Annotated in this window: 27 protein-coding genes; 15 read left to right on the forward strand and 12 right to left on the reverse strand. The window is 33.5% G+C overall.

Annotation, left to right across the window (positions count from 1 at the left end; all coding sequences use genetic code 11):
• Window positions 1–8 precede the first annotated feature (8 nt).
• From ccoN to BLV84_RS04825, 3 genes are all read right to left on the reverse strand, one after another.
• Window positions 9–2,204, reverse strand: a complete 2,196-nt coding sequence (gene ccoN / locus BLV84_RS04815) for a cytochrome-c oxidase, cbb3-type subunit I (protein WP_093240632.1) — start codon at window positions 2,202–2,204, stop codon at window positions 9–11.
• A 2-nt stretch (window positions 2,205–2,206) separates the two neighbouring features.
• On the reverse strand, window positions 2,207–2,431 hold the full coding sequence (gene ccoS / locus BLV84_RS04820) for a cbb3-type cytochrome oxidase assembly protein CcoS (protein ID WP_093240635.1): 225 nt from the start codon (window positions 2,429–2,431) through the stop codon (window positions 2,207–2,209).
• Between the two features lie 65 nt (window positions 2,432–2,496).
• On the reverse strand, window positions 2,497–4,890 hold the full coding sequence (locus BLV84_RS04825) for a heavy metal translocating P-type ATPase (protein WP_093240638.1): 2,394 nt from the start codon (window positions 4,888–4,890) through the stop codon (window positions 2,497–2,499).
• 109 nt (window positions 4,891–4,999) lie between these two features.
• Here BLV84_RS04825 and BLV84_RS04830 point away from each other — a divergent pair, with 109 nt between their 5' ends.
• Window positions 5,000–5,560: a hypothetical protein gene (locus BLV84_RS04830; RefSeq protein ID WP_143521326.1), complete on the forward strand. Its 561-nt coding sequence runs from the start codon at window positions 5,000–5,002 to the stop codon at window positions 5,558–5,560.
• Here the strand turns inward: BLV84_RS04830 and BLV84_RS04835 are convergent.
• Window positions 5,557–5,964, reverse strand: a complete 408-nt coding sequence (locus tag BLV84_RS04835; protein WP_143521327.1) for a hypothetical protein — start codon at window positions 5,962–5,964, stop codon at window positions 5,557–5,559. The genes BLV84_RS04830 and BLV84_RS04835 overlap by 4 nt on opposite strands.
• 166 nt (window positions 5,965–6,130) lie before the next feature.
• On the opposite strand from BLV84_RS04835, the gene BLV84_RS04840 reads away from it, so the two are divergent.
• From BLV84_RS04840 to BLV84_RS04850, 3 genes are read left to right on the forward strand one after another with little or no spacing between them, the layout of a single operon-like run.
• Window positions 6,131–6,592, forward strand: coding sequence for an SRPBCC family protein (locus tag BLV84_RS04840; RefSeq protein WP_093240652.1), 462 nt, complete (start codon window positions 6,131–6,133; stop codon window positions 6,590–6,592).
• A gap of 11 nt (window positions 6,593–6,603) precedes the next feature.
• The gene (locus tag BLV84_RS04845; protein ID WP_093240655.1) at window positions 6,604–7,302 is read left to right on the forward strand and encodes an SDR family NAD(P)-dependent oxidoreductase; all 699 of its coding nucleotides are present in this window, start codon (window positions 6,604–6,606) and stop codon (window positions 7,300–7,302) included.
• A gap of 6 nt (window positions 7,303–7,308) precedes the next feature.
• Entirely contained in the window at window positions 7,309–8,622 is a 1,314-nt protein-coding gene (locus BLV84_RS04850; RefSeq protein ID WP_093240659.1) for a cryptochrome/photolyase family protein, read from the forward strand.
• Here BLV84_RS04850 and kdsB read toward each other — a convergent pair whose 3' ends face one another.
• Window positions 8,623–9,363 carry a 3-deoxy-manno-octulosonate cytidylyltransferase gene (kdsB, locus tag BLV84_RS04855; protein ID WP_200796257.1) on the reverse strand — a complete coding sequence of 247 codons (741 nt, stop codon included), beginning with the start codon at window positions 9,361–9,363 and terminating at the stop codon, window positions 8,623–8,625.
• The gene (locus tag BLV84_RS04860; RefSeq protein ID WP_093241113.1) at window positions 9,360–10,805 is read right to left on the reverse strand and encodes an ATP-dependent DNA helicase; all 1,446 of its coding nucleotides are present in this window, start codon (window positions 10,803–10,805) and stop codon (window positions 9,360–9,362) included. The genes kdsB and BLV84_RS04860 overlap by 4 nt, the downstream gene beginning before the upstream one ends.
• Before the next feature lie 116 nt (window positions 10,806–10,921).
• Here BLV84_RS04860 and BLV84_RS04865 point away from each other — a divergent pair, with 116 nt between their 5' ends.
• From BLV84_RS04865 to BLV84_RS04880, 4 genes are read left to right on the forward strand one after another with little or no spacing between them, the layout of a single operon-like run.
• Window positions 10,922–11,569: a hypothetical protein gene (locus BLV84_RS04865; RefSeq protein ID WP_093240663.1), complete on the forward strand. Its 648-nt coding sequence runs from the start codon at window positions 10,922–10,924 to the stop codon at window positions 11,567–11,569.
• Window positions 11,553–12,365 (forward strand): DUF3822 family protein, encoded by an 813-nt coding sequence (locus tag BLV84_RS04870; protein ID WP_093240668.1) that lies wholly within the window; start codon window positions 11,553–11,555, stop codon window positions 12,363–12,365. Before BLV84_RS04865 ends, BLV84_RS04870 begins: the two co-directional genes overlap by 17 nt.
• Entirely contained in the window at window positions 12,362–12,904 is a 543-nt protein-coding gene (gene rsmD, locus BLV84_RS04875; RefSeq protein ID WP_093240673.1) for a 16S rRNA (guanine(966)-N(2))-methyltransferase RsmD, read from the forward strand. Before BLV84_RS04870 ends, rsmD begins: the two co-directional genes overlap by 4 nt.
• Window positions 12,905–12,912: 8 nt before the next feature.
• The gene (locus BLV84_RS04880) at window positions 12,913–13,437 is read left to right on the forward strand and encodes a TlpA family protein disulfide reductase (protein WP_093240677.1); all 525 of its coding nucleotides are present in this window, start codon (window positions 12,913–12,915) and stop codon (window positions 13,435–13,437) included.
• A gap of 94 nt (window positions 13,438–13,531) precedes the next feature.
• Here the strand turns inward: BLV84_RS04880 and BLV84_RS04885 are convergent, their stop codons facing one another.
• From BLV84_RS04885 to BLV84_RS04895, 3 genes are all read right to left on the reverse strand, one after another.
• Window positions 13,532–14,794 (reverse strand): cysteate-C-fatty acyltransferase, encoded by a 1,263-nt coding sequence (locus BLV84_RS04885; protein WP_093240681.1) that lies wholly within the window; start codon window positions 14,792–14,794, stop codon window positions 13,532–13,534.
• Window positions 14,795–14,830: 36 nt separating this feature from the next.
• Window positions 14,831–15,874, reverse strand: coding sequence for a cysteate synthase (locus tag BLV84_RS04890; protein WP_093241116.1), 1,044 nt, complete (start codon window positions 15,872–15,874; stop codon window positions 14,831–14,833).
• A 76-nt stretch (window positions 15,875–15,950) separates the two neighbouring features.
• Window positions 15,951–17,999: a S9 family peptidase gene (locus tag BLV84_RS04895; protein ID WP_093240684.1), complete on the reverse strand. Its 2,049-nt coding sequence runs from the start codon at window positions 17,997–17,999 to the stop codon at window positions 15,951–15,953.
• Between the two features lie 109 nt (window positions 18,000–18,108).
• Between BLV84_RS04895 and BLV84_RS04900 the strand changes: the two genes are divergently transcribed.
• Window positions 18,109–18,426 carry a YbaB/EbfC family nucleoid-associated protein gene (locus BLV84_RS04900; protein WP_093240689.1) on the forward strand — a complete coding sequence of 106 codons (318 nt, stop codon included), beginning with the start codon at window positions 18,109–18,111 and terminating at the stop codon, window positions 18,424–18,426.
• Here BLV84_RS04900 and BLV84_RS04905 read toward each other — a convergent pair.
• The 3 genes from BLV84_RS04905 to recF are packed head-to-tail and all read right to left on the reverse strand — an operon-like array spanning window position 18,423 to window position 20,222.
• Window positions 18,423–18,722 (reverse strand): DciA family protein, encoded by a 300-nt coding sequence (locus BLV84_RS04905; protein WP_234953094.1) that lies wholly within the window; start codon window positions 18,720–18,722, stop codon window positions 18,423–18,425. The two genes, BLV84_RS04900 and BLV84_RS04905, sit on opposite strands and share 4 nt — an antisense overlap.
• Entirely contained in the window at window positions 18,712–19,131 is a 420-nt protein-coding gene (locus BLV84_RS04910; protein WP_093240692.1) for a lipocalin-like domain-containing protein, read from the reverse strand. Before BLV84_RS04910 ends, BLV84_RS04905 begins: the two co-directional genes overlap by 11 nt.
• Window positions 19,128–20,222, reverse strand: a complete 1,095-nt coding sequence (gene recF, locus BLV84_RS04915) for a DNA replication/repair protein RecF (RefSeq protein ID WP_093240695.1) — start codon at window positions 20,220–20,222, stop codon at window positions 19,128–19,130. The genes BLV84_RS04910 and recF overlap by 4 nt, the downstream gene beginning before the upstream one ends.
• Window positions 20,223–20,346: 124 nt before the next feature.
• On the opposite strand from recF, the gene BLV84_RS04920 reads away from it, so the two are divergent.
• From BLV84_RS04920 to BLV84_RS04945, 6 genes are all read left to right on the forward strand, one after another.
• Window positions 20,347–21,126: a tetratricopeptide repeat protein gene (locus tag BLV84_RS04920; RefSeq protein ID WP_093240698.1), complete on the forward strand. Its 780-nt coding sequence runs from the start codon at window positions 20,347–20,349 to the stop codon at window positions 21,124–21,126.
• A gap of 2 nt (window positions 21,127–21,128) precedes the next feature.
• On the forward strand, window positions 21,129–21,626 hold the full coding sequence (ribH, locus tag BLV84_RS04925; RefSeq protein WP_093240700.1) for a 6,7-dimethyl-8-ribityllumazine synthase: 498 nt from the start codon (window positions 21,129–21,131) through the stop codon (window positions 21,624–21,626).
• Between the two features lie 92 nt (window positions 21,627–21,718).
• Window positions 21,719–22,009, forward strand: coding sequence for a hypothetical protein (locus BLV84_RS04930; protein WP_093240702.1), 291 nt, complete (start codon window positions 21,719–21,721; stop codon window positions 22,007–22,009).
• A 3-nt stretch (window positions 22,010–22,012) separates the two neighbouring features.
• On the forward strand, window positions 22,013–23,845 hold the full coding sequence (gene mutL / locus BLV84_RS04935) for a DNA mismatch repair endonuclease MutL (protein ID WP_093240706.1): 1,833 nt from the start codon (window positions 22,013–22,015) through the stop codon (window positions 23,843–23,845).
• Window positions 23,846–24,604, forward strand: coding sequence for a rhomboid family intramembrane serine protease (locus BLV84_RS04940; protein WP_093240709.1), 759 nt, complete (start codon window positions 23,846–23,848; stop codon window positions 24,602–24,604).
• Entirely contained in the window at window positions 24,576–25,502 is a 927-nt protein-coding gene (locus BLV84_RS04945; protein ID WP_234953095.1) for a rhomboid family intramembrane serine protease, read from the forward strand. The genes BLV84_RS04940 and BLV84_RS04945 overlap by 29 nt, the downstream gene beginning before the upstream one ends.
• The last annotated feature ends 3 nt before the right edge of the window (window positions 25,503–25,505 follow it).

Here is a 25,505-nt window from a genome sequence, read left to right on the forward strand (position 1 = left end):
TATGATTTTTAATTAGAAACTGTTTCTTCTGAATCATCAACTTTTATATCTGTTCCTAATCGTTGTAAATAAGCAATCAATGCGACAATTTCACGGTCTTTCATTTCTACAAATTCTTCTCCGTTAGCAGCAGCTCTTTCTTTACTTGCCTCATAACTCTTAACGAAGTCAGGATCTGTATAGAGGTTCTCAACAATTTCAGTTCCTTGTTCTGTCATTTGCTCTTGTGCATTTTCGATTTCTTCAAGTGAATAAGGGACACCTAAACTAACCATTGCACGCATTTTTCTTTCAGTAATTGACTTGTCAAGCTCACTTTCAATGATCCATTGATAACTTGGCATTATTGAACCTGATGAGGTACTTTGAGGATTATACATGTGGTTGAAGTGCCACGTATCAGAGTACTTCCCACCAATACGATGCAAATCTGGTCCTGTACGCTTACTTCCCCACAAGAACGGGTGATCGTAAACATATTCACCACCTTTTGAATATTCTCCATAGCGTTCAACCTCTGACCTAAAAGGTCTGACCTGTTGAGAGTGACAGCTCACACATCCTTCACGGATGTAGAGATCTCGTCCTTCTAGTTCCAGTGGAGAATATGGTTTGACACTGGTAATTGTAGGGACGTTCGAGTCAATCATTAAGGTTGGTACAATTTGTACAATACCACCAATCAAAATAGCGATAGTTGCTAAGATTGCTAATTGAATTGGTTTTCTTTCTAACCAAGTATGGAAACCTTCTCCTGCTAAACGACCTTTAGAAATTTTCTTTAATGCTGGAGCTTCAGCTAGTTCATCTTCAACTTTAGATCCAGCTTTAGCAGTTCTATAAATATTATAAATCATAATGAAAACACCAATGATATAAAGCGAACCACCAATAGCTCTCATCGCATACATTGGCATAATCTCTGTCACAGTTTCTAAGAAGTTGCCGTAAACCAAGGTTCCATCAGGATTAAATTGCTTCCACATTGAAGCTTGTACAAATCCAGCAACATAAAGCGGTAATGCATAAAGAACAATACCTAAAGTCCCTACCCAGAAGTGTGCATTTGCTAATCCTGTAGAGTGTAATTTTGTTTTAAATAACCTTGGCGCTAACCAGTAAATCATACCAAATGCTAAGAAACCATTCCAAGCAAGCGCACCAACGTGAACGTGAGCAATAATCCAGTCTGTAAAGTGTGCAATCGCGTTAACGTTTTTCAGAGATAACATCGGCCCTTCAAAAGTTGCCATTCCATAACCTGTAATAGCAACAACCATAAATTTCAAAACAGGATCAGTTCGTACTTTATCCCAAGCACCACGTAAAGTCAAAAGACCGTTAATCATACCTCCCCAAGATGGCATTAAAAGCATAATAGAGAATGTTGTTCCTAAACTCTGAGCCCAATCCGGTAAAGCGGAATACAATAAGTGGTGAGGTCCAGCCCAGATATAAATAAATATCAATGACCAGAAGTGAATAATCGATAGTTTGTAAGAATAAACAGGTCTATTCGCTGCTTTAGGAACGAAGTAATACATTAAACCTAAAAACGGTGTTGTTAAGAAGAACGCCACAGCGTTATGTCCGTACCACCATTGCACTAAAGCATCCTGAACACCAGCATAAACTGAGTAACTTTTAAACAAGCTAACAGGCAACTCTAAGTTATTAAAAATATGGAGGACTGCAACAGTAACAAAAGTTGCTAAATAGAACCAAATTGCAACGTAAAAGTGTCTTTGGCGACGCTTAATCATTGTACCGATTAAGTTCCAACCAAAAGCAACCCATACAATAGTAATTGCAATATCAATAGGCCATTCTAGTTCAGCGTATTCTTTTGTTGAAGTAAAACCCATGGGAAGCGTAATCGCCGCTGCAACAATAATTAGCTGCCACCCCCAGAAGTTAAGCTTACTCAAAGCATCACTATACATTCTAGCTTTAAGAAGACGTTGAGTTGAGTAATAAACTCCTGCAAAAATTGCGTTCCCTACAAATGCAAAAATAACTGCATTTGTATGAAGCGGTCTTAAACGACCAAAACTCAACCATGAAATACCATCAGTTAAGTTTGGGAATAAAAACAGGAGAGCTAATAATAAGCCGACTGCCATACCTACAACACCCCAAAATATTGTAGCATAAAGGAAATTTTTTACGATTTTATTATCGTAATGAAACTGTTCTAATTCCATAGTTATACTTGTTTGTGTTTATGATTTGATTGACTTGATTTTTGTTTTTTTTCAACTTTTTCTTCAGATTTCTTTTCCTCGTCAACGAGCTCGTCGTCAAAAAGCATTCTTACTGAAGGCGTGTAAGCATCATCATATTGACCTTTTTTTACAGATAACACGAAAATCACAAAAAATACGATTGCGATAGTGATACTGATAGCAAGAAGTCCGTAAATGGCACTCATTTTTAAATAATTTTTTCAAAAATAATATGATAAAAAACATGATAAAATGATTTTCATCATATTTTTTAATCTTTAGATTTTAATGTTTTGCGACTCACATAAGAAGTTGCAAATGTCGTAAAAGCAACGATACTAATCGAACTTAAAGGCATTAAAATTGCTGCGATGACGGGTCTCAATAATCCTGAAACAGCAAAATAAATCCCAATTGCGTTATAAAAAAATGAAAACACAAAACTTAATTTGATGATAAAGATACCTTTTTTGGAAACCTTAAGAAAATTATTAAAATTCTTAAATTGATCCGCACTCATAATCGCATCACAAGCGGGTGAAAAAACATTTACATTTTCGGAAATTGCAATTCCAACATCTGCTTGTTTTAACGCTCCTGCATCGTTCAATCCATCTCCTAACATACAAACCTGTTTCCCTTCATCTTGCAACTTTTCAACAAAACGCATTTTTGAATCTGGTTTTTGATTAAATTTCATCTGTATCGTTTTAGGTAATAACTTTGACAAGTATTGTTTTTCGCCAGAGTTATCTCCTGAAAGAATCACAAGTTTATGCTCCTGATCTAACTCTTCAAACAACTCAACTAGACCTTCTCTATAAACGGTATCAAAAATAAATTTTCCTAAAACTTTATTATTCTTTTGAACAAAAACAGAAGTCTCTGTCGGGTTGATCATTTCTTTTTCAGCTTCAACAAAACTTGCAGAACCTAATTTATAAGCATTTGATTGCGATTTTGTTGTAATACCTTGACCTAAATGCTCATCAAATTTATCGATTTCTTCAGTGGGTGTAGAATTCAAAAATGAATACAATTGACGACTTAACGGGTGGTTTGAATTCCTGAAAGAATCTTTCAAAATACCTAAATCTTTTTCGGTTAGAGCTTCACCTTCATAAACTATATGACTTTTTTGGCTCGAACTAATGGTTCCCGTTTTATCAAATACAAAAGTATCAATTGCAGCAAACTGCTCTAAACTGATAATATTTTTCATATAGAAACCATGCTGCCCAAATATCCTTAATAAATTCCCTAAAGTGAATGGAGTTGCCAACGCAATTGCACATGGACATGCAATAATTAAAACTGCTGTAAATACATTAAGCGCCATGTTAGGCTGATAAAACAACCAAAAAATCAAAGCTGTTGTTGCGATACTCAAGACGGTAATAGTAAACCTTTTACTAATTTTATCGATTAAGGTTTGAAAACGCGGATTGTAATCTTTTTGAAAAACATCATTACTCCAAAGTTGAGTCAAATAACTTTGTTCTACTGATTTCTCTGCAACAATCTCTATAGCTTGTCCTTTAAGTTTTCCGCCTGCAAATAATTTATCACCAGATTTTTTTTCAATTGGATCAGCTTCACCTGTCACAAAACTATAATCGACTTCACAGGTTTCTGTCATCAAAATAGAATCAACTGGGATTAGCTCTTCGTTTCTAATCAATAAACGATCGCCTTCTTTTATTTTATAAACTTCAATATTCTCTTCAGTTTTATCTGTATTGATTTTTGTAATTGCTATTGGGAAATAAGATTTATAGTCGCGTTCAAATGACAAATAATTGTATGTTTTCTGCTGAACAAATTTTCCTAATAACAAGAAAAAAACCAAACCTGTTAAGCTATCGAAAAAACCAGAACCAAAATTAAAAGCAACGTCTACAAAACTCCTTAAAAAAAGCACTGTGATTCCGAGTGCAATTGGCACGTCGATATTCAGCATTTTGGAACGCAATCCTTTATAAGCCGAAATGTAATAATCGCGTCCTGCATAAAAAACAACAGGCAAACTAAAAGCGAACATCAACCAGCGAAAAAGAAATTTATATTGATCTAACCAATATTCTGAGACTTCAAAATACTCAGGAAATGAAAGAAACATCACGTTTCCAAAAGCAAAACCTGCAACGGCAATTTTATAGATTAAAGAATTATCAGTTGCCGTTTCTTTTTTATCGATATTATCTAAGCTAATATAGGGCTCGTAACCTATTGAAGTCAAAAGTTCAACAACTTCCTTTAGACTTGTGCCATCATTTTTGTAAGTAATATTAATCGTCTTTTTAGGGAAGTTGACCTGAGATTGACGAATATGTGGATTCAATTTATTTAGATTTTCAAGAATCCAAATACATGAACTACAATGAATATGTGGAATGTATAAACTGATAACCTCTGTTGAGCCATCAGAAAAATCAAGTAATTTAACCTTGATTTCTTCTTGATCTATAAAATCAAATTTACCTTTTATATCTTCTGGTGTTACTCCAGGCGCAGAAGCTAAATCGTAATAACAATCGAGATCGTTCTCTGAAAAAATCTCATAAACTGTTTTACAACCCTGACAACAGAAATGTTTATCATCGTGTAAAATATCGAACTGTGAACAAGCATCTCCACAATGATAACAAGATTCTACTTTAGACATTAAATAAAATTTACAGCAAAATTAAAAGTTTTACAAGATACATAAAATGATAATCATCAGCTATGATTCTATCTTTTTTAATAATTATATATTTGTCAAAACCACAATCATGAAAAAAACAGTAATCCTTCTCCTATTTGCATTTTTTCACCAAACTTATCAAGCTCAAGAATGGTATGATGATCAATGTGATATCGAAACCAAAATTGATCTTAAAACTTATAAAAAAGAGAATGTCAGAAATATTTTGACTATTATAATTGATCAAGAAAACACTTTGATCCTCAATGATAAACCTTACCCTCAGATGTCTGAAGTGAAGTTTAAGGAATATATTTTAGACTTTATCACAAATCCTGAAAACAAGAAAACATCTGCTGAATCACCTAAGTCAGCAATCATCGCTATTTCTTCTTTTGGTGAAAAAAACAATATGCAGATGATTGAGAATTATGTTCGTGAAGTTTACCTCTATCTTTGGAATCAAAAAGCCGTTCAAGAATATGACAAACAATGGCCAAATTTAAATTGTAAGAAGAGAGAGAAAATCATAAAAAAATATTTCCCATACAACCTTTACAAAATCGAAAACGAATCTGATACTTCAAAAAAGAAAGAAAATATGTTTCTTTCAACACCAACTTTTAAAGGTGACGTTAATGACAACTAATTCTTAAGAACAAGAGTTTGATCTTTTAAAAACGAAAAAGCTTCAGATTTGATATAAGTGACTTCAGAAGAATTAATTTTTTTTCTAGAAACTTCAAAACTGTCTATTTTCCTGACGCCTGCTTCGTCACATTTACAAAAGGTTTGCACGTAAATAGACATTTTATCTCTTGTTAATTCAGATTGAGCTGGATAAGAAAAACTGATTTTATAAGATTTTAAATCCGCTGCATAAGCTAAATTCGGATCGTTAGAATTGACACTCATATACATAATGTCATAATTTTCATCAACTCTTGTCTTTAAATACATCGCACCGATGCCATCCTGAACTTCGATTAAATTTTTCCCTTTTTCAAATTCTGCCTCACAATGAAATTTTTCTTGACAGATCGTTTCTGTCATCGGCTTATTTTTTGTGCTTTGACAGCTTATCAACACCAAAGCAAACAATAGATATAAAATTCGCATTTTCTTTATTTTGATGGCGAAGGTACAAGAATTTTAAAATATAAGTTTTGTTTAACTTTTAAACATTTTAATTGAACAAAATAAAATCTATTTTTGAAGTATGTTATATAAAGTTCATACCAAACAAGCACTCCCTATCAGCCGCCAAGAGGCTTGGGATTTTCTTTCTGATCCTCGAAATTTAGAAAGAATCACACCCAAAGATATGGGTTTTAAAATTACATCAGGCGGAGATAAAGCCATGTATCCAGGACAAATCATTCAATACAAAGTGAATCCATTTCCGGGGTTTACAACCAATTGGGTGACTGAAATCAAACAAGTTGATCATCTTAATTTCTTTATAGATTCTCAACTTTTTGGTCCTTATAAATTATGGCATCATGAGCATTTTATTCATAAAATTGAAGGTGGTGTGATGATGGAAGATTTAGTGCATTATAAATTGCCTCTTGGTTTCCTTGGCAAGATGGTACACCCGTATTTAGTCAAACCGAGACTTGATGAAATTTTTGAAACACGTAGAAAAAAAATGATCGAACTTTTTGGAACGATCTCTTAAAATAAAAGAAAATGAAAAAGACAATATTACTTATTGGAGGCTCAAAAGGCATTGGCCTAGAAATTACAAAACTTTTACAAAACGATCACGACGTTTACGTTGCAGCTCGAACAGAAGGTGAGCTTGATACTGACAAAGTGAATTATCAAAAATTTGATGTTTTGGAAAATGACATCGAAAGTTTAGACTTGCCTGACACAATTGATGGATTAGTTTACCTTCCAGGCTCAATTAATTTGAAACCTTTCAAGATGATGAAAAATGAAATTTTTGAAAAAGACTTTCAAATTAATTTTATGGGATTAGTTAAAACAACCCAAGCACTTTTACCTAAAATAAAAAAGTCTAAACACGGAAGTATTGTTTATTTTAGCACAGTTGCCGTTCAAACAGGGATGCCGTTTCATACAAGTGTTGCTGCTGCAAAAGGCGCGATTGAAGGCTTTGCGCGTTCATTAGCTGCTGAATACGCGCCAACAGTTCGTGTCAATGTTATTGCACCATCACTAGTCAACACAGGTTTAGCAGATAAATTATTGTCTCGCGAAAAGCAAAAAGAAAAGATGGATCAGCGTCACCCCTTACAACGTGTTGGTGAACCTGAAGATATCGCCCAAATGGCAAGTTTCCTGTTAGAGGAAAAATCATCTTGGATGACAGGACAAGTGATTGGTGTTGATGGCGGGATGTCAAGTTTAAAAATCAATTAAAATAAAATGAGTAAAAAAGAGCTTTCGATTTTTTGGTTTAGACGCGATTTGCGTTTTCAAGATAATGTAGGATTGTATCACGCCCTTAATGATGAATATCCTGTTTTACCTATTTTTATTTTTGATAAAAATATTCTTGACGAATTACCAAAAAATGATGCTCGTGTCACATTTATTCATGAGACAGCCCAAAAATTAAGAAGTCAACTTCAAGAAAAACACGACTCCTCTTTAGCGATGTTTCACGGAACACCTGAAGAGGTTTTTGATGAATTATGTGAACAATACAACATCAAAAAAGTTTTTACCAATCGTGATTATGAAAGCTATGCATTAAAAAGAGATGCCAAGATAAAAGCAAATTTAGCAAAGCAAGGCATCGAATTTCATGACTTTAAAGATCAAGTGATTTTCGAAAAAGATGATGTCGTCAAAAATGACGATGGCATGTATTTGGTGTTTACACCTTACATGAAAAAATGGAAAAAAGTTTTTGAAGATTATTCCTTTCAAGATTATAACTCAGAAAACTATCTTGATAATTGCTACAAAAATCAACGTCTTCCAAATTTGAGTTTATCGGATATTAACTTTGAGAAATCATCCATTGAAGTTAAAGACTATCAACTTGATCAAGATTTTATAGAAAATTACAACGACACCAGAGATATTCCAGCTATAGAAGGAACTTCTCGGTTAAGTCCGCATCTTAGATTTGGCACTGTTGGCTACAGAAATATTATAAAGAAAGCCTTGAAATCTTCTGAGGAAACTTTTCTAAATGAATTGATCTGGCGTGAATTTTACAAAGCCATCTTACATCATTTCCCTGAAACTGAAACACGTGCATTTAAACCTAAATACGATGGGATTAAATGGCGCAACAACAAATCAGAATTTGAAAAATGGAAAAAAGGTGAAACCGGTTATCCAATTGTTGATGCTGGGATGCGACAACTTAATGAAACAGGATGGATGCACAACCGCGTGAGAATGATTGTGGGAAGTTTTTTATGTAAACATCTTTTAATTGATTGGCGTTGGGGTGAAGCATATTTTGCAGAAAAGCTTTTGGACTACGAAATGTCATCCAATATAGGAGGCTGGCAATGGGTTGCCGGCTGTGGTGTTGATGCAGCACCTTACTTCAGAATTTTCAATCCTGAATCACAGACAAGCAAATTTGATAAAGAAAAAAAATATATTAATAAATGGGTGCCAGAATTTGATACTAAGAAATATGTCGATCCTATTGTTAACCACAAAGAAGCGCGTGAGCGATGCTTAGAAACCTATAAATCGGCTGTTAAAACAAGTTGATTATTGGAAATGTCGCCTTGCTTGAATCAAATCTTCAGGCGTATCAATACCAATGCTAATTTCGTCTGTTTCAACCATTTTAATTGTTTTACCGTTTTCAAGGTGACGCAAACATTCTATTTTTTCAGCAGCTTCAAGAGGACTCATCGGCGTTTTGTAAAAATCGAGTAAGGCTTGTTTCCTAAAAGCATAAATACCAACATGTTTATAATAAGTCACTTCTACCTCTTTATCTCTCTGAAATGGGATTGGTGAGCGTGAAAAATATAAAGCTAAACCTTCAAGGTTAGTTATCACTTTAACGTTATTCGGGTTTTCAATCGCTTCACTTTCAACCACTTTAGTTTTTAGTGAAGCTAAATCAATTTTTTCTTTTTTATCATTTTCAAAAACTTTCAAAAGTTTTGACAAAGCTTTTTCATTGATAAAAGGCTCATCACCTTGAACATTAAGAATAATATCAGCCTTAATTTGTTCAGCAGCTTCAGCAATTCTATCACTTCCACATTCGTGTTCCTTATGACTCATGATGACTTGACCTCCATTGTCTTTGATTTCATCAAAAATTTGCTGACTATCCGTCACCACATAAACAGCGTCAAAAAGCTGAGAATTTAAAGCGGCTTCATAAGTTCTTAAAATCACGGTTTTGCCAGCTAAATCTTGCATTAATTTACCTGGGAAACGACTCGCTTCAAAACGTGCCGGAATCATTGCAACAACTTTCAAATTAGTTTTCATTCTATAATATTATCAATATTTTCATCAAAAAATTCATCTTTAAAACCAATCAAATATAAGCGTTCTTTAGCTCTCGTAAAAGCTGTATAAAGCCAACGCAAGTAATCTTCATTCACGCCTTCTTTTAAATAAGGTTGTTCAACAAAAACAGTATGCCATTGCCCACCTTGGGATTTATGACAAGTCATGGCGTAACTAAATTTGACTTGAAGCGCGTTAAAATATTTATTCTTCTTAAGCTTTAAATACTTTTTATATTTTGACTTTTCGTCGGCATAATCTTCTAAAACGGCTTCATATAAAGCATTAGATTGCTCATAGCTTAAAGCAGGTCCGTTTGCATCTAAAGTATCTAAAACAATGACAGTTTCAAAAGGGTTCATCTCTGGGTAATCAACCATTTGAACGCGAACTTCAGCAAATCTAAATCCATAAAGTTCCTTTATAGCGTATATTTCAAGGATTTCAATAATATCTCCATTGGCAATAAAACTCGCTTCTGATGAAGATTTCAACCAGAAATAATTGTTTTTGACCACCATTAAATAATCACCAGCTGCAATTTCGTCTTCTCTAAAAAGAATTCGGGATCGTATTTGTTGATTGTAAATATTAGCGCGTTTATTTGACCTGACGATAATTGCCGTTTCTTCATGACCGAGATTATCAAATGATTCATTGATTGCGTTCATAATATCATAACCATCCACTAAACGAACCACATCATCTTTATTAGTGATTTTTAATTTAAAATGATCATACTCGCCATCGCTCAAAAGTTGACGTATATAAGTGGCATTATATAAAATTTCGCTTTCCTGTTGCTGACGTAAAACCTCATCAAGCTCAATCGATTTAACGTCCATCTGAAAATGTGATGACAATGTGTGTTCTGATAAAGCTGGACTCAATTCAGCATTAACTGGTGGTAATTGAGCTGTATCTCCTATAAAAATCAGTTTACAGTTTTCACCAGAATAAACATATTCAATTAAATCATCCAACACAGAACTGCTATTTAACAAATCAGCACCTTGAGGAAAATCGGGAATCATAGAAGCCTCATCAACGATGAAAATAGTGTTTTTGTGTTTATTTTCTTGAGGAACAAATTCGATTCCGCCTCCTGATTTCTTCTTAGGAAAATAAATTTTTCTGTGAACTGTATGAGCTGGACGTTTACTATAACTCGAAATCACTTTTGCGGCACGACCCGTTGGTGCGCACAATGCAATGCGCTGACGTGATTTAGAAATATTTTTCACTAAAGTGCTGATAATCGTTGTTTTACCAGTTCCGGCATAACCTTTTAAAACAAAAATACTTTCTTTGGAAGAGTCTATAATGAAGTCAGCCAATAGGTTGAGTGCCAGATTTTGTTTTATTGTTGGCTGGTGTCCAAACTCACTGACTAAATGTTTATAAAACTTAGACTTATCCATGAATGTGAATGATTTCATCAAGAAATCAAATATAACAAGCTTTTTTAGATGCAAAACTTTTCTGATAAAAAAAAAATTGTAGATTTGTGCTAAAGCAATAAATAACAAACTGAAGCATGAAAATTGTAATTCAAATCGTACTCACTGTCATTATAGGGGTTTTAGGATACTATACTTACAAATCTGTTTACGGGCCTGTAGAGTTTAACAAAGTTAAAGAAAAGCGTTACCAAGAAGTTATTTTAAAACTAAAAGATATTCGTGATGCTGAAATGGCTCACCGAGAAATCACTGGTAAATTTACAGGATCTTTTGATAGTCTAGTTAAATTTCTAGATACAGCACAATATGTCGTCACTCAAAGAAGAGACACAACTTTCTTAGATGAAGAATATAAAAAGACTTATAACGTTGATAAATATATTGAAGACGTTGTCATTGATACTTTGGGTTATACCTCAGTTAAAGATTCTTTATTTAAGAAAACTAATCGTTATAAAGACATGATGTATGTTCCACATACCGATAATAAGAAATTTGAATTAGAAGCTGGTTTCTTACAAAAAGACAACAATAAAATTGCTGTTTTTGAAGCTAAAGTTAATAAATCTGATATCCTAAATGATTTAGATCAGGATTTAGTAGTTCAAGAAAAACAAACTGTTGCCGTTGATGGTGTTAATGGAGAATATATTAAAGTAGGCTCTATGACAGAAGTTAATACAAGTGGTAACTGGCCTAAAAACTATGGCGATAACGACTAATATATATAGTTCTAAAAGCTTTAAGAAATTGTCCATTCTGTTATCTCAGGATGGACTTTCTTTTTTATATTTAGATGAAGATAACAACTTGGTCAATGAAGTTTATCAAAGTTATAGATCAGAAGACTCTTTGCCTTTAGAAGCTGAGAAATTAATTGACGAAGAGTTTAAAAAGTTTGATAATTTTAATTTCGAGATTAACCTTATATACCAAAATATAGATTATGCCATAACACCTTCAGATTTAATTAAAAATTACAATATGAGTGATTACATTAAATATAATGTTCAACTCTATGAAGGTGATAATTATAGTAAAGACCTAATAGGTTTTCATGATATTTCTACTTTGTTTATTCCTTTTGCGAATATCAATAATAAATTACTAGAAGCTTTTGGCGAATTTAAACATGAACATCAAACCTCTCGGTACCTTAAAATTCTTGGAACATCAGGTTATGATCACCCGCATTGTTATTGTTTCATCAATCACAACCAAGTTGACATTGTTATCATTTCAGCAAACAAATTAGAACTTTTCAATACATTTACTGCTGAAAATGTTGAAGATGCGATCTATGCAATTCTCTATTGTTTGGAAGTAAATGCGTTTGATAGATCTGAGATTTTTTTAAAGTTGATCAATTTTGAAATTTCTTATACTGAAAAAGATTTTGCGCATTATCTTGATTATTACATCAAAAATTTCGAGTTTAAAAACATGATTACCTCGAAATATGCTAATTACAATAACAATCCACATCTTCACAATCATTTATTCATCAATAGTTTATGAGAATTATTTCTGGCATACACAAAGGCAGACGCATTCAAGCGCCAAAAAATCTTCCAACTCGACCAACAACCGACAGAGCTAAAGAGGCTTTGTTCAATATTCTTGAAAACCAATACAGTTTTTCTGACATCAGTATTTTAGATTTATTTTCAGGTATTGGCTCTATTTCTCTTGAGTTTGGTTCGCGAGGTGTCAAAGACATTGACTTGGTTGAAAAGAATTCAAACTGCATTAAACATCTAAATAAAACCTTCGAAGGCTTAAATTTAAAAGCCAACATTAATAAACGTGATGTTTTTCAATATATAGAACAAAACAAAAAGAGTTATGATGTCATTTTTGCTGATCCACCATATGAAATAGAGAAAGAAAAACTCAATGAATTGATAGAAATCATCAATCAAAATGAAATGCTTAAAAATGAGGATTCGCAAATTATCATTGAGCATAGTAAATTTTTAAGCCTTGAAGATCATCCTCAATTTATACAATCAAGACGTTATGGTTTGTCTAACTTCTCATTTTTTGAGAAGCTTTAAGTAAATTTATGAAAAGATCTTTACTAATATTTAGTTTCTTATTGCTTAATTTTTCTAACGTACTTGCTCAATTACCTATCGACGAACAAAAGAAAATGGTTGGTCAAAAAATTGGAGCATTGAAGTTTACAGATTATATTTTAAATGTAGCTGATCAAGAAAATTTTGAAAACAAATATAAGATTCTTGAATTTTGGGCGAGTTGGTGTAAGCCATGCTTAAAGGCAGTTCCTCATCTTAACAAACTAAAGTCTAAATTTACTGACCGAAAGGATTTAATTTTTTTATCAATTACACATGAAAGCCCAGAGAAAATAAAGGCAACATTAGATAAAATAAAATTTGAGACAAGTGTTGTCTCAGATCAAAACAAAAAGATTCACAAAGACTTAAAGATTGAGTTTAACGGAGTAATGATTTTGCCAAGAACTGTTTTAATCAATAGCAAAAATAAAGTTGTTTGGTACGGAACACCTTCTCAACTCAATAAAAAAATAATTAATCAATTTTTAGAAGCAAATGAAGAACTTTAGTTGGGTTTCATCTCTATTATTTACAACCTTTAATTATAACAAAAGCCATCTCAAATGAGATGGCTTTTGTTTTGTATCAAACCTATTAGGCTTATTAAGATTGCTCTTGTTGTTTAGCAATTGCAGCTGATAACTTTTTATAAGTTCCGTTCTCTAAGCGCTCTCTAATAGCTGAAAAAGCAATTAAAGTTTCATCAATATCTTCTTGTGTATGTGTTGCAGTAGGAATCATTCTCAACAGGATTAAGCCTTTAGGAATAACAGGATAAACGACAATTGAACAGAAAATACCATGGTTCTCGCGTAAATCTTTAACCAAAGCCATTGCTTCAGGAATACTTCCTTTCAAGTAAACTGGCGTCACACAACTTGTTGTTGTACCGATATCGAAACCTCTTTCCTTCAAGCCACCTTGTAGAGCACGAACATTTTCCCAAAGCTTATTTTTAAGCTCTGGCATAGTTTTCAACATCTCAAGACGTTTTAAAGCACCTTCAACGAGTGTCATTTGCAATGATTTAGCAAACATTTGAGATCTAAGGTTATATTTTAAGTAATCAATAACTTCTTGATCACCAGCGATAAATGCGCCAGTACTCGCCATTGATTTTGCAAAAGTTGCAAAGTAAACATCAATATCGTTTTGCACACCTTGCTCCTCTCCTGCTCCAGCACCAGTTTTACCTAGCGTTCCAAAGCCATGAGCATCATCAACTAATAATCTGAAGTTGTATTTCTTCTTAAGTTCTACAATTTCTTTAAGCTTACCTTGCTCACCACGCATTCCGAAGACACCTTCAGAAATCAAGAGAACACCGCCTCCTGTTTGTTCAGCAATTTTTTCAGCACGAGCTAAGTTTAACTCGATGCTGTCCATGTCGTTGTGTTTATAAGTAAAACGCTTTCCTAAATGTAATCTGACACCATCAATGATACATGCATGCGCATCAACATCATAAACGATAACATCATCTTTGCCTACTAAAGCGTCTATTGTTGAAAGGATTCCTTGGTAACCAAAGTTTAGAACATAGGCTGATTCCTTTTGAACAAAATCAGCAAGTTCATTTTGTAATCTTTCGTGCAAATCTGTGTGACCACTCATCATACGAGCGCCCATTGGGTATGCACTACCATATTTCTCAGCTGCTTCTGCATCCACTTTTCTAACTTCAGGATGATTTGCAAGTCCAAGATAATCATTGATACTCCAAGTAATGACATCGCGTCCTTGAAACTTCATTCGATTACTAATTTGACCTTCAAGTTTAGGAAAAACGAAATAGCCTTCAGCTTGATCCGCCCATTTACCAAGAGGTCCTTTATCTCTATAAATTTTTGAAAATAGATCTTTCATAATTTAATTTTGATTCAAATTTTTTGACAAATGATATTAGCGCGTTGTGCTAACATCTTCTTTTTGATTTTTCTTAGTTTCAGGTCTCGTAAAACCTTGCTCTTTCATCCAAGCGTCGCTGTAGATTTTGCTCATATAACGCGAGCCATGATCAGGGAAAATAATAACAACATGACTGTTTTCATTAAACTCGCCTTGTTCTGCTAATTGCATAACACCTTGAAGAGCCGCACCACTTGTGTAGCCTACGAAAAGACCTTCAGTTTTTGCAATATCTCTAGCCATAAATGCACTTTCTGCATCAGCTACTTTTGTAAATTTATCAATAATTGAGAAATCTGTCGCTCCTGGAACAAGATTTTTACCTAAACCTTCTATTTTGTAAGGATAAATCTCATCCTTATCAACTTCACCAGTTTCATGATATTTCTTTAGAATTGAGCCAAAAGCATCAATTCCTAAAACTTTAACTTCAGGATTTTTCTCTTTCAAGAATCTTGCTGTTCCCGAAATAGTTCCGCCAGTTCCACTACAAGCAACTAAGTGCGTAATTTTACCTTTAGTTTGCTCCCATATTTCTGGGCCAGTTGACAAGTAATGTGCATCAATATTAAGTTCATTGAAATATTGATTAACGTACATTGAGCCAGGAGTTTCTTCATGAATTCTTTTAGCAACTTCATAATAAGAACGCGGATCATCAGCAGCGACGTTTGCTGGACAAACATGCACCTCAGCACCCATAGTCCTTAATAATGAAATTTTATCTTCAGAAGACTTATCACTTACAGCTAAAATACACTTGTAACCTTTAACAGCACTTGCCATAGCAATACTAAAACCAGTATTACCTGAAGTTGTTTCTATTATTGTGTCGCCAGGTTTGATTTTCCCTTCTTTTTCTGCTTTATCAATAATATATAAAGCAATTCTATCTTTGGCAGAATGGCCTGGATTGTGAGCTTCGTATTTAACGAAAAAATCGCCTTTAAGATTTTTTGTAATTTTATTTAGGCGCACAAGAGGAGTACAACCTATCATTTCTAATACATTCTCATGAACATTCAAGTCACCATGCATAAAACACTTTTCTTTACCACGCATATATTCGTTCACAGGTTTTATTACAGTCCGCAAAATTACACTTTTTTTTTAATTATTTTAAGATTCCAGCCAATTCAAAGATAAAAGCATACTCTTTTGCTAATTCTTTCAGTGCCTCAAATCTTCCAGATGCGCCACCATGACCAGTTTTCATGTTGGTCTCTAAATAAACTTTATTCGTATTATTTTTTTGTAATCTTAAGCGTGCCACCCACTTAGCAGGCTCCCAATACTGAACTTGAGAATCATAAAACCCAGTTGTAACGAGTAAATGTGGATATTGACAATCTTTAATATTATCGTAAGGCGAGTAAGATTTAATGTAATGATAATATTGGGCATCATTAGGATTTCCCCATTCATCATATTCACCAGTCGTTAATGGAATGCTATCATCTAGCATCGTCGTGACAACATCAACAAAAGGAACTGCCGCAATCATGCCATGGTATAAATCTGGTCGCGTATTCATAACTGCGCCAACAAGCAAGCCTCCTGCTGAGCCACCCATTGCGTATAAATGCTCAGGACTTGTATATAAATGCTCAATCAAATATTCTGAAACAGCGATAAAATCTGAAAAAGTATTTTTCTTTTTTAATAATTTTCCATCTTCATACCATTGTCGCCCTAAATACTCACTCCCTCGAATATGAGCAATAACAAAAACAAAACCGCGATCTAAAAGCGACAGTCGTGTTGATGAAAAATAAGGATCAACTGTGTGCCCATAACTTCCGTAACCATATTGTAACAGCGGATTCTTGCCATCTCGCTGAATGCCTTTTTTATAAACAATAGACATTGGTATTTTCACACCATCAGCAGCTGTTGCCCAAGCGCGCTCTGCAATATAATTTGAAGCTTTAAAATCTGGATCCAAAACTTCTGATTGCTTCATCACGACTTCCGTCTGATCTTTCATATTAAAATCAATGACAGATGTTGGTGTAGTTAATGAACTATAAACATAACGCAATGTATCAGTTTCGAAATCAGGATTTGAAGACGTCCCTAATGTGTAAGTTTCACTTGAAATCGGCACAAAATAGTCTTCTGACAAATCCCATGATAAAACTCTTAGTCGTGTCAAACCATTAAAACGCTCTGTCAAAACAAGGTAATTTTTAAAAATATCAGCGTCTTCAAGTAGAACATCATCACGATGCGAAATCACATCTTCCCAATGCTCAACTTCAGTTTTGTCGATTGGTGTACGCATGAGTCTGAAGTTTGATGCTCCACCTTTATTTGTCAAAATATAAAAGTAATCCTCATAATGTGCAACGCTGTACTCTAAGTTTGGAGTTCTTTTCTGAATGATTTTAAAATCAGCATTTGGCTTATTTGCTGAAATGAATCTATATTCATCTTGTAAAGTACTAGACGAACCTATGATGATAAAATCACGCGATTTTGACTTAAAAACATAAGTATTAAATGTAGCATCATCTTCTTGATAAACAAGTTCATCTTCGGTATTGTTTTGATCAAGGTGATGCTTGTAAATTTGATGAGATCTTAAAGTTTGTGGATCTTTTCTAGTATAAAAAAGCGTTTTATTATCACTTGCCCAACATGAACTTCCAGTTGTTTTTTCAATTTTTTGATCTAAAATCTCACCTGTTTCAATGTCTTTGATATGAATTGTATATTCACGGCGGCTGACATTGTCCACTCCAAAAGCTGCTAATTTATTATCTGGGCTAATTGAAATACCTGATAATTTATAGTAATCGAAACCTTCTGCCATTTGATTGACATCAAATAAGATCTTCTCCTCCGCATCAATGTGATCTTTTCGTCTTGTATAAATCGGGTAATCTTTTCCTTTCTCAAATTTAGCTTGATACCAATAGCCATCTAAGAAATATGGAACTGAAGAATCATCTTCTTTAATTCGAGATTTCATTTCCTGAAATAAATCTTGAGTGAAATCTTCTAAGTGTTGTGTTTCCTTTTTATAGTAAGCATTCTCTTCTTCTAAATATTTGCGAACTTCTGGATTCTCACGCTGATTTAACCAATAAAATTCATCATGACGTTGATCACCATGTGCTTCTAAAATTTTAGATTCCTGCTTAGCTTTTGGAATACTCATAGTTATTTATTTTTTTGCAAAGATAACTTTTTGTAATACCTCACTCATTTTAAAAAACTTTAAAATCAATTCTCTTTAATTCATTTTTATAAATTTGTAGAAAAAAATTATGTTTGGAGATATGATGGGGATGATGAGTAAACTCAAAGAAGCCCAACAAAAGGTTGAAGAAACTAAGAAAAGATTAGACACTGTCACACTTTCAGAGCAAAGCAATGATGGTCTTTTAAAAGTGACAATCACGGCAAATCGCGAGATAAAGTCTTTAGATATTGATGATGAATTGTTTGAAGATAAGGAACAACTCGAAGATTACTTGATCTTGACACTTAACAAAGCGATTCAGAAAGCAACAGAAGTGAATGAAGCTGAAATTTCGGCTGTTGCCAAAGATGGCATGCCAGATATTCCTGGCTTAACAAGCTAGTTTAAAACTAATTTCGTAATTAAAGGATTTGGTAATTGCTCGTTAAGCCGGGCAATTATTTTTTCCTTTCCATAGCTTAACTCTTCTCGCAAAGCAGAAGATTTTAGGCTGACTCTTAAAGTCCCATTATTGAAATCAACTTTTTCGGTATAATTTTTAATTCCATTGCCGAGTTCACTGTACCAAAGTTCTTCAATTTCAACTTTGTCAAGACCTTTATTCAGATGCATTTTATCTTTAAATAGATCAAGAGCATCTTTCATACTCAATTCTTCTCTATTCCTTTTATTCTTCAATTTCAATAGGTTTAAAACGTTTATAAATGTAATAAAAAGATGAATCGTTTTTAACAACGAGCTTCTCTTCAGTCAACTCAATAATAGTCTCTCGCCATTGATCAAATTGATTATCATAAATAATTCTCAAACTGTCATTTTCATATTTTAAGCTAAATTCCTCTTGATCTTTACTAGCTTTGTCTTTACCGGTGAGTTGCGGCTGAACTTTTTTACGAAAGCCAGAGGAATCTTCTACGTAAAAATAATCCACAGTTGTGCTAACTTTATATTGTTTATCACCAAAAGGTGTTTCTGCTTTATCGATTTCCCAATAACCTTCAAGATTTTTTAAATCAAAATCTTGAGGTGATTCCTCACAAGCTGTCAATAAAACTGCGATTGATAAAAAGTAAAATATATTTTTCATTCTTTTTCGCTTAAATTAATCATTTTATAATTTTCTGTACTCGATTTCACAACATCTTCAGTACGTTCTGCGTGTGTGTCACTGATAAAAAGTTGTCCCATATCTTCATGTGTCACCATTTGAATAATTTGCGCCACGCGATTTTCATCTAACTTATCGAAAATATCATCAAGAAGCACAATGGGTTTAAAGCCTTTAATGTTTTTTAAAAAATCATATTGTGCAAATTTTAAAGCAATCAAATATGATTTCTGTTGACCTTGTGAGCCAAACTTCTTTACCGAATGACCATTAATCTTAAATTTTAAATCATCTTTATGCGTCCCAACTGTTGAATATTGTCTTTGCAAGTCTTTTTGTTGCGCCTCGACAAATAAAGCATTGAGGTTTTCAGAATCGTTCAGTTGGCTTTTATAATGCAAACTTATTTGCTCACGACCACCACTAATGTCTTTGTATCTCTTTTGTAAAATAGGTTCAAATATTTTGACAAAAGCTTGTCTTTTTTCATAAATCACTTCAGCTAAGTCATTCATTTGATCGTTATAAACCGCTAAAGAATCACTGTTAAATGTCCGATTGACAGCGAAATACTTCAGAAGCGCATTGCGTTGTGATAAAAGCTTTGAATATTTCAGAATGGTTTCAAGATATTGTTTATCTCCTTGTGCAATAACGCCATCCATAAATTTTCTTCGCGTTTCACTCCCTTCCAAAATCAAATCTCTGTCAGTTGGCGTAATAATAACTAAAGGAATTAAGCCGATATGATCACTTATTTTGTCATAAATTTTAGCGTTTCTTTTCAGAACTTTTTTCTGTCCTTTTTTAAAACTCACAACAATACGCTCGTTTTTATCAGAAATTTCTAAAGCACCATCAACAACAAAAAAGTCATCTCCGTGATGAATATTTTGACTACTAATGGGATTATAATAGCTTTTACCGAAAGCTAAATGATAAATTGCGTCTAAAATATTTGTTTTTCCTATTCCATTTTGACCCACCAAACAATTAATATGCGCATTAAAATTAAGATCTAACTGACTGAAGTTCTTATAGTTTAGCAAGGATAATTTGTTAATTTGCATAGGTGAAAAATTCTCTGAAAATCAAATATTATTAAGAGAAGCGAAAATATCAAATAAAATGTATTTTTATATCGTGATAAAAATTATATTTTTGCGCGTCTATATAAACTGATATAACGATATTATGGCATCATACAAGAAAAGAGGATATAAATCTTCAAAGAAAGCTTCAGACAAAGATCAAAACCAAGTTGAAGATCACGACTCTACAACAGCTGAAGTTTTTGAAACTTTAGATGAAAAAGCGAATAAAACTGAGCGTTTCGTCAGTCAATACCAAAAGCAAATCTTCGGTGTCATTATCGTCATTATCGTTGGTGTTATCGGCTTCTTAGGCTATCAAAAATTAATCGTTGAGCCTAATGAAAATGAAGCTGCAAACGAACTCAATCAAGCGCAAGTTTACTTTAAAGACGCTATTGAAGCACAAAATAAACCAATGAAAGACTCGCTTTACAAGCTTGCGATCAACGGTGGTAATGGAAAATTTGGTTTTGCCGATATTTCTGATCAATACAGCGGAACAAAATCTGCTAATCTTGCAAATTACTACGCAGGAATGTCATACTTCAAATTAGCTGAATACAAAAAAGCGATTGAATATTTAGATAATTTCAAAGCAGACGATCAAATTTTGATGCCTATAGCACAAGGAACAATTGCTGATGCATTCCAACAAATTGGACAGCCAGATAAAGCACTTTCTTATTACGAAAAGGCTGCAAAAATGAAATCAAATTCATTTACAACGCCTAAATATTTATTAAAAGCAGGCATTACAGCTATTGAATTAGGGAAAGCAGATGTTGCAGTGAAGCATTTGAACAACCTAAAAGAAAAATACGCAGATAGCCAAGAAGCTAAAGATGCGGAAGTTTATATAGGACAAGCTAACGCAATGTAATCATGGCAACCGCAGGAACAGACCTTTCGTTTTACGACAAATCAGAATTACCTGAAGCAAAGGATTTCAGAATAGGAATTGTTGTTTCAGAATGGAATAATGACATTACAGGCAATCTATTTCAAGGCGCATTTGACGCCTTGACAGATTGCGGTGTTCTCAAAGAAAACATCGTGAGATGGGACGTCCCTGGCAGTTTTGAATTGATTTACGGCTGCAAAAAAATACAAGAAAGTTACGACATGCTTGACGCTGTTATCGCTATTGGAAACGTGATTCAGGGAGAAACAAAGCACTTCGATTTTGTTTGTCATGGCGTTACGCAAGGCATCACAGACCTCAATGTCAAAAGTGATATTCCAACCATTTTCTGTGTTTTAACAGATAACACAAAACAACAATCCATCGATAGATCTGGAGGAAAACATGGTAATAAAGGTGCTGAAGCTGCAATTGCAGCAATCAAAATGGCACAATTAAGAAAAGAGGCTAAGTTTTAATCAAAATCAAATCTTTTACTTTTCTTAAATTATAGGCTTTGCTTATATAGATCGCTAATATTTCATTAAATTTGATTTTTCTAAACTGAACTATGTTTAAAGTAAAATCATTTAAATTAAGAAAAAATACGCGATACAACTATACGCCTCGCTATTATGATGGTAAAAAAGTAGATAACGTTTACGAAATTGATTCGACTTTTAACAAATTCAAATCAACACACAACTCAATCGACTTTGGCTCTCACTGGTCTGATGTACGAAAAAATAGCAGAACAAGAGGTAATCGTTCCATCAATAAAAGAGTGATTCTTATCGCTCTTGTTTTAGTTTTTATTTTCTTATGGATCATTGATTTTGATTTGTCAATATTCAGTCAATAGTTTATGAAAAGGAGAATTCAGTTACTGCCAGATCATGTCGCGAACCAAATCGCTGCTGGTGAAGTCGTCCAGCGTCCTGCTTCTGTTGTTAAGGAACTCATAGAAAATGCTGTTGATGCCAATGCACAACACATCAATTTGTTGGTAAAAGATGCAGGTAAAACTCTTGTGCAAGTGATTGATGATGGTGATGGCATGACAGATACTGATGCCCGACTATCACTTGAAAGACATGCGACTTCAAAAATTTCAAAAGCCGAAGATTTATTTAAAATTCATACCAAAGGTTTCCGTGGCGAAGCGCTTGCATCTATCGCAGCGATTGCGCATTTGGAGATGAAATCAAAAACTGATGACAGTGACATCGGTGTTCAAATCAATGTTGAAGGCAGTGAAGTAAGTCAGCAAATTCCAACGGTGACGCCAACAGGAACCTCAATTGCTGTTAAAAATTTATTCTTTAATATTCCTGCTCGCCGTAATTTCCTGAAATCTGATAGTGTTGAACTCAAACATATTATTGATGAATTTCAGAGAGTTGCATTAGCGCATCCTGATATTAGTTTTAAAATGATTCATAACGGCAATGAACTTTTCAACTTGCCACAATCAAATTTAAGACAGCGTATCGTCGGAATTATGGGAAGCAAAAGCAACGAAAAGCTTGTTCCTGTTAATGAAGATACTGATCTCATAAAAATAAGAGGCTTTATTGGTAAACCTGAATTTGCAAAGCGCTCTCGCGGTGAACAATTCTTCTTTGTCAATAATAGATTTATCAAAAATAATTATTTGAATCATGCCATTACAATGGCTTATGAAGGTTTGTTGAAAGACAAAACGCACCCCTCCTATTTTCTCTATTTAGAAATTGATTCAGAACGTATTGACATCAATATTCATCCAACTAAAACTGAAATAAAATTTGATGACCAGCATGCGATTTATTCGATTTTGCAAAGTGCTATCAAACACAGTTTAGGTCAATTCAATATTGCGCCAAGTCTTGATTTTGAAAAAGATTCAAGTTTTGAAACCTCATATCGTCAACATAAAAATCCTGTAAAACTTCCAGAAATAGAAGTTGACAGGGATTTTAATCCTTTTAAAGAAGAAAAACAAAACCCAAGACCTCAAGCTTCATTTCAACAAAGCTCTTTTCAGCATGAGAAAAAAGCAGTTCCGAGCAATTGGGAAGATTTATATAACGTTGAGTCAGCAATTGCAGATGACCAGCAACAAACAAATTTATTTGAAGATAAACAGGTTGAACAATCCTCAAAATCTTTTCAACTCAACAACAAATATATTGTCACGCCGTTTAAATCTGGCGTTTTGATGATGAATCAACATCGTGCTCATTTCAGAATTTTGTATGAAGAATTACTCAAAAATATCACTGAACAACCTGCTGCGAGTCAGCAATTATTGTTTCCGCTAGAGTTGAGTTTAAATGTGCATTCAATTGAAATTTTTAAAGAATTAAAAGAATCTTTAGAAAACACAGGATTTTCTTTTACTAAAATGACAAATCAAAGCGTTGTGATTAATGGCATACCTGATATGATTCAGGAGAGTCAAGTAGATCAAATCATAGACGAATTATTTTCTGAATTTGAAAATGAGATTCCAGAAACTGGTTTTGAAAGCAATACGATTCTCGCCAAATCTCTTGCAAAAAATATGGCGATCAAAAATGGTATTTCTTTAAAAGAAGATGAACAACAGCAGTTGATCAACTCTCTTTTTTATTGTAAAGATTATTTACAAACACCTGATGATAAACAGATTTTCATTAATTTATCCGTCGATGATATCGATAAAAAATTTGCTTAAATGGGAAGAATAACAACCACTGTTAAAACGCTTTTAATAGCGAATGTCCTTTTTTTTATAGGTTCTCAATTTATAGGTGATTTTGCTTATAAGCTTTTTGCTTTATGGTTTCCTGAGAATCCAAATTTTCAGATTTGGCAGGTTGTCACACACATGTTCATGCATGCGCAAGAAGGCATCTCACATATTTTGTTTAATATGTTTGCACTTTACATTTTCGGGAGTGCTTTGGAGAACTATTTAGGACAACAAAAATTCTTGTTTATCTACTTTTCAGCAGGACTTGGTGCAGCAGGTTTACAAATTTTATTTAGCTATTTCAATTTTAACTCAGCTTATGAATATTATGTCAATGCTGGTGTTTCTCCTGATCAAATACAAAATATGCTGCAAACTGTCTATGAAACCGGCCAATATCAGGTTTATGATAAAATCCCTCAAGACGTCACAACAGATTTATTAAGAACTTATATCGTTCCTATGGTTGGCGCTTCAGGAGCTATTTTTGGTATTTTGGCTGCCTTTGCAATTGTGTATCCAAATATGCCATTATACATTATATTTGTTCCAATTCCGATTAAAGCCAAATACCTCATTGGTGGTTATTTTGCCATTAATGTATTTTCAGCTTTAACTGGTTTGTCTTTATTTGGGCCATCAAATACAGCTTATTGGGCGCATATAGGTGGTGCAATTATCGGCTTTATTGTGATGTGGTATTGGAAGAAAAATGAGTTTAACGCGAATAGGTGGAACTAAAATGAATTGGAAAGATAATTTACGTTACAAATACAACACTGCAAGTATTTTAGAAAAATTCATTGCAATTAATATTGTGATGTTTGTGCTCACCTTTGCTTTTAACACAATTGGTTTTCTATTTGGATCTAGCGGAAATAACCTCCTGATAGAATGGCTTGTTTTTCCAAAAGATTTATCTGATTTATTGTTCAAACCATGGTCCATTCTTACCTATGCATTTTTACATGCTAGCATATTTCATATTTTATCAAATATGATTGTTCTATACTTTTCTGGCCAAATTTTTCTCAATTTTTACAACCGTAAAAAATTTGTAAATTTCTACATTCTAGGTGCTATTTTTGGAGCGCTTATTTTTGCCCTGAGCTATAATTTGTTTCCTGCTTTTCAAGGCACAGGAAAATCATACCTCATAGGTGCTTCAGCTTCTGTTATGGCTATTTTAGTTGGTATCGCAACAAAAATTCCTAACTTTCAGGTTCGCTTGATGTTTTTAGGAAATCTTAAATTATGGTGGATTGCAGCTGGTCTTGTCGCTTTGGATTTTATTCAAATCCCTTTTGGGAATCCAGGCGGACATCTTGCACATCTAGGAGGTGCAGCTATTGGCTATCTTTACACAAAACAGCTTGAAAAAGGAAATGACATCGGCTCATGGATTGAAAGTAGTATCAATTATATTTCCGATTTTAGTTTTTCTTCCAAATCTAATCCTAAAATGAAGACTGTATACAAAAACAAACAAAAGAAAACAGAGAAGAAAAAATCCAACCTAAAGGATAAAAACAATCAGGAAAAAATTGATAAAATTTTAGATAAAATCAGTAGTAGTGGTTACGGCAGCCTAACTAAAGAAGAAAAAGACTTTTTGTTTAGAGCTGGAAAAGATTTATAAAAA

The sequence above is a fragment of the Psychroflexus halocasei genome (assembly GCF_900107595.1).
In the GTDB taxonomy this organism is placed as follows: domain Bacteria; phylum Bacteroidota; class Bacteroidia; order Flavobacteriales; family Flavobacteriaceae; genus Psychroflexus; species Psychroflexus halocasei.

Coding starts and splice junctions, on each gene's coding strand:
- ccoN (WP_093240632.1), bottom strand. CDS start 2,204: ATGGAATTAGAACAGTTTCATTACGATAATAAAATCGTAAAAAATTTC.
- ccoS (WP_093240635.1), bottom strand. CDS start 2,431: ATGAGTGCCATTTACGGACTTCTTGCTATCAGTATCACTATCGCAATC.
- BLV84_RS04825 (WP_093240638.1), bottom strand. CDS start 4,890: ATGTCTAAAGTAGAATCTTGTTATCATTGTGGAGATGCTTGTTCACAG.
- BLV84_RS04830 (WP_143521326.1), top strand. CDS start 5,000: ATGAAAAAAACAGTAATCCTTCTCCTATTTGCATTTTTTCACCAAACT.
- BLV84_RS04835 (WP_143521327.1), bottom strand. CDS start 5,964: ATGACAGAAACGATCTGTCAAGAAAAATTTCATTGTGAGGCAGAATTT.
- BLV84_RS04840 (WP_093240652.1), top strand. CDS start 6,131: ATGTTATATAAAGTTCATACCAAACAAGCACTCCCTATCAGCCGCCAA.
- BLV84_RS04845 (WP_093240655.1), top strand. CDS start 6,604: ATGAAAAAGACAATATTACTTATTGGAGGCTCAAAAGGCATTGGCCTA.
- BLV84_RS04850 (WP_093240659.1), top strand. CDS start 7,309: ATGAGTAAAAAAGAGCTTTCGATTTTTTGGTTTAGACGCGATTTGCGT.
- kdsB (WP_200796257.1), bottom strand. CDS start 9,363: ATGAAAACTAATTTGAAAGTTGTTGCAATGATTCCGGCACGTTTTGAA.
- BLV84_RS04860 (WP_093241113.1), bottom strand. CDS start 10,805: ATGGATAAGTCTAAGTTTTATAAACATTTAGTCAGTGAGTTTGGACAC.
- BLV84_RS04865 (WP_093240663.1), top strand. CDS start 10,922: ATGAAAATTGTAATTCAAATCGTACTCACTGTCATTATAGGGGTTTTA.
- BLV84_RS04870 (WP_093240668.1), top strand. CDS start 11,553: ATGGCGATAACGACTAATATATATAGTTCTAAAAGCTTTAAGAAATTG.
- rsmD (WP_093240673.1), top strand. CDS start 12,362: ATGAGAATTATTTCTGGCATACACAAAGGCAGACGCATTCAAGCGCCA.
- BLV84_RS04880 (WP_093240677.1), top strand. CDS start 12,913: ATGAAAAGATCTTTACTAATATTTAGTTTCTTATTGCTTAATTTTTCT.
- BLV84_RS04885 (WP_093240681.1), bottom strand. CDS start 14,794: ATGAAAGATCTATTTTCAAAAATTTATAGAGATAAAGGACCTCTTGGT.
- BLV84_RS04890 (WP_093241116.1), bottom strand. CDS start 15,874: ATGCATGGTGACTTGAATGTTCATGAGAATGTATTAGAAATGATAGGT.
- BLV84_RS04895 (WP_093240684.1), bottom strand. CDS start 17,999: ATGAGTATTCCAAAAGCTAAGCAGGAATCTAAAATTTTAGAAGCACAT.
- BLV84_RS04900 (WP_093240689.1), top strand. CDS start 18,109: ATGTTTGGAGATATGATGGGGATGATGAGTAAACTCAAAGAAGCCCAA.
- BLV84_RS04910 (WP_093240692.1), bottom strand. CDS start 19,131: ATGAAAAATATATTTTACTTTTTATCAATCGCAGTTTTATTGACAGCT.
- recF (WP_093240695.1), bottom strand. CDS start 20,222: ATGCAAATTAACAAATTATCCTTGCTAAACTATAAGAACTTCAGTCAG.
- BLV84_RS04920 (WP_093240698.1), top strand. CDS start 20,347: ATGGCATCATACAAGAAAAGAGGATATAAATCTTCAAAGAAAGCTTCA.
- ribH (WP_093240700.1), top strand. CDS start 21,129: ATGGCAACCGCAGGAACAGACCTTTCGTTTTACGACAAATCAGAATTA.
- BLV84_RS04930 (WP_093240702.1), top strand. CDS start 21,719: ATGTTTAAAGTAAAATCATTTAAATTAAGAAAAAATACGCGATACAAC.
- mutL (WP_093240706.1), top strand. CDS start 22,013: ATGAAAAGGAGAATTCAGTTACTGCCAGATCATGTCGCGAACCAAATC.
- BLV84_RS04940 (WP_093240709.1), top strand. CDS start 23,846: ATGGGAAGAATAACAACCACTGTTAAAACGCTTTTAATAGCGAATGTC.
- BLV84_RS04945 (WP_234953095.1), top strand. CDS start 24,576: ATGAGTTTAACGCGAATAGGTGGAACTAAAATGAATTGGAAAGATAAT.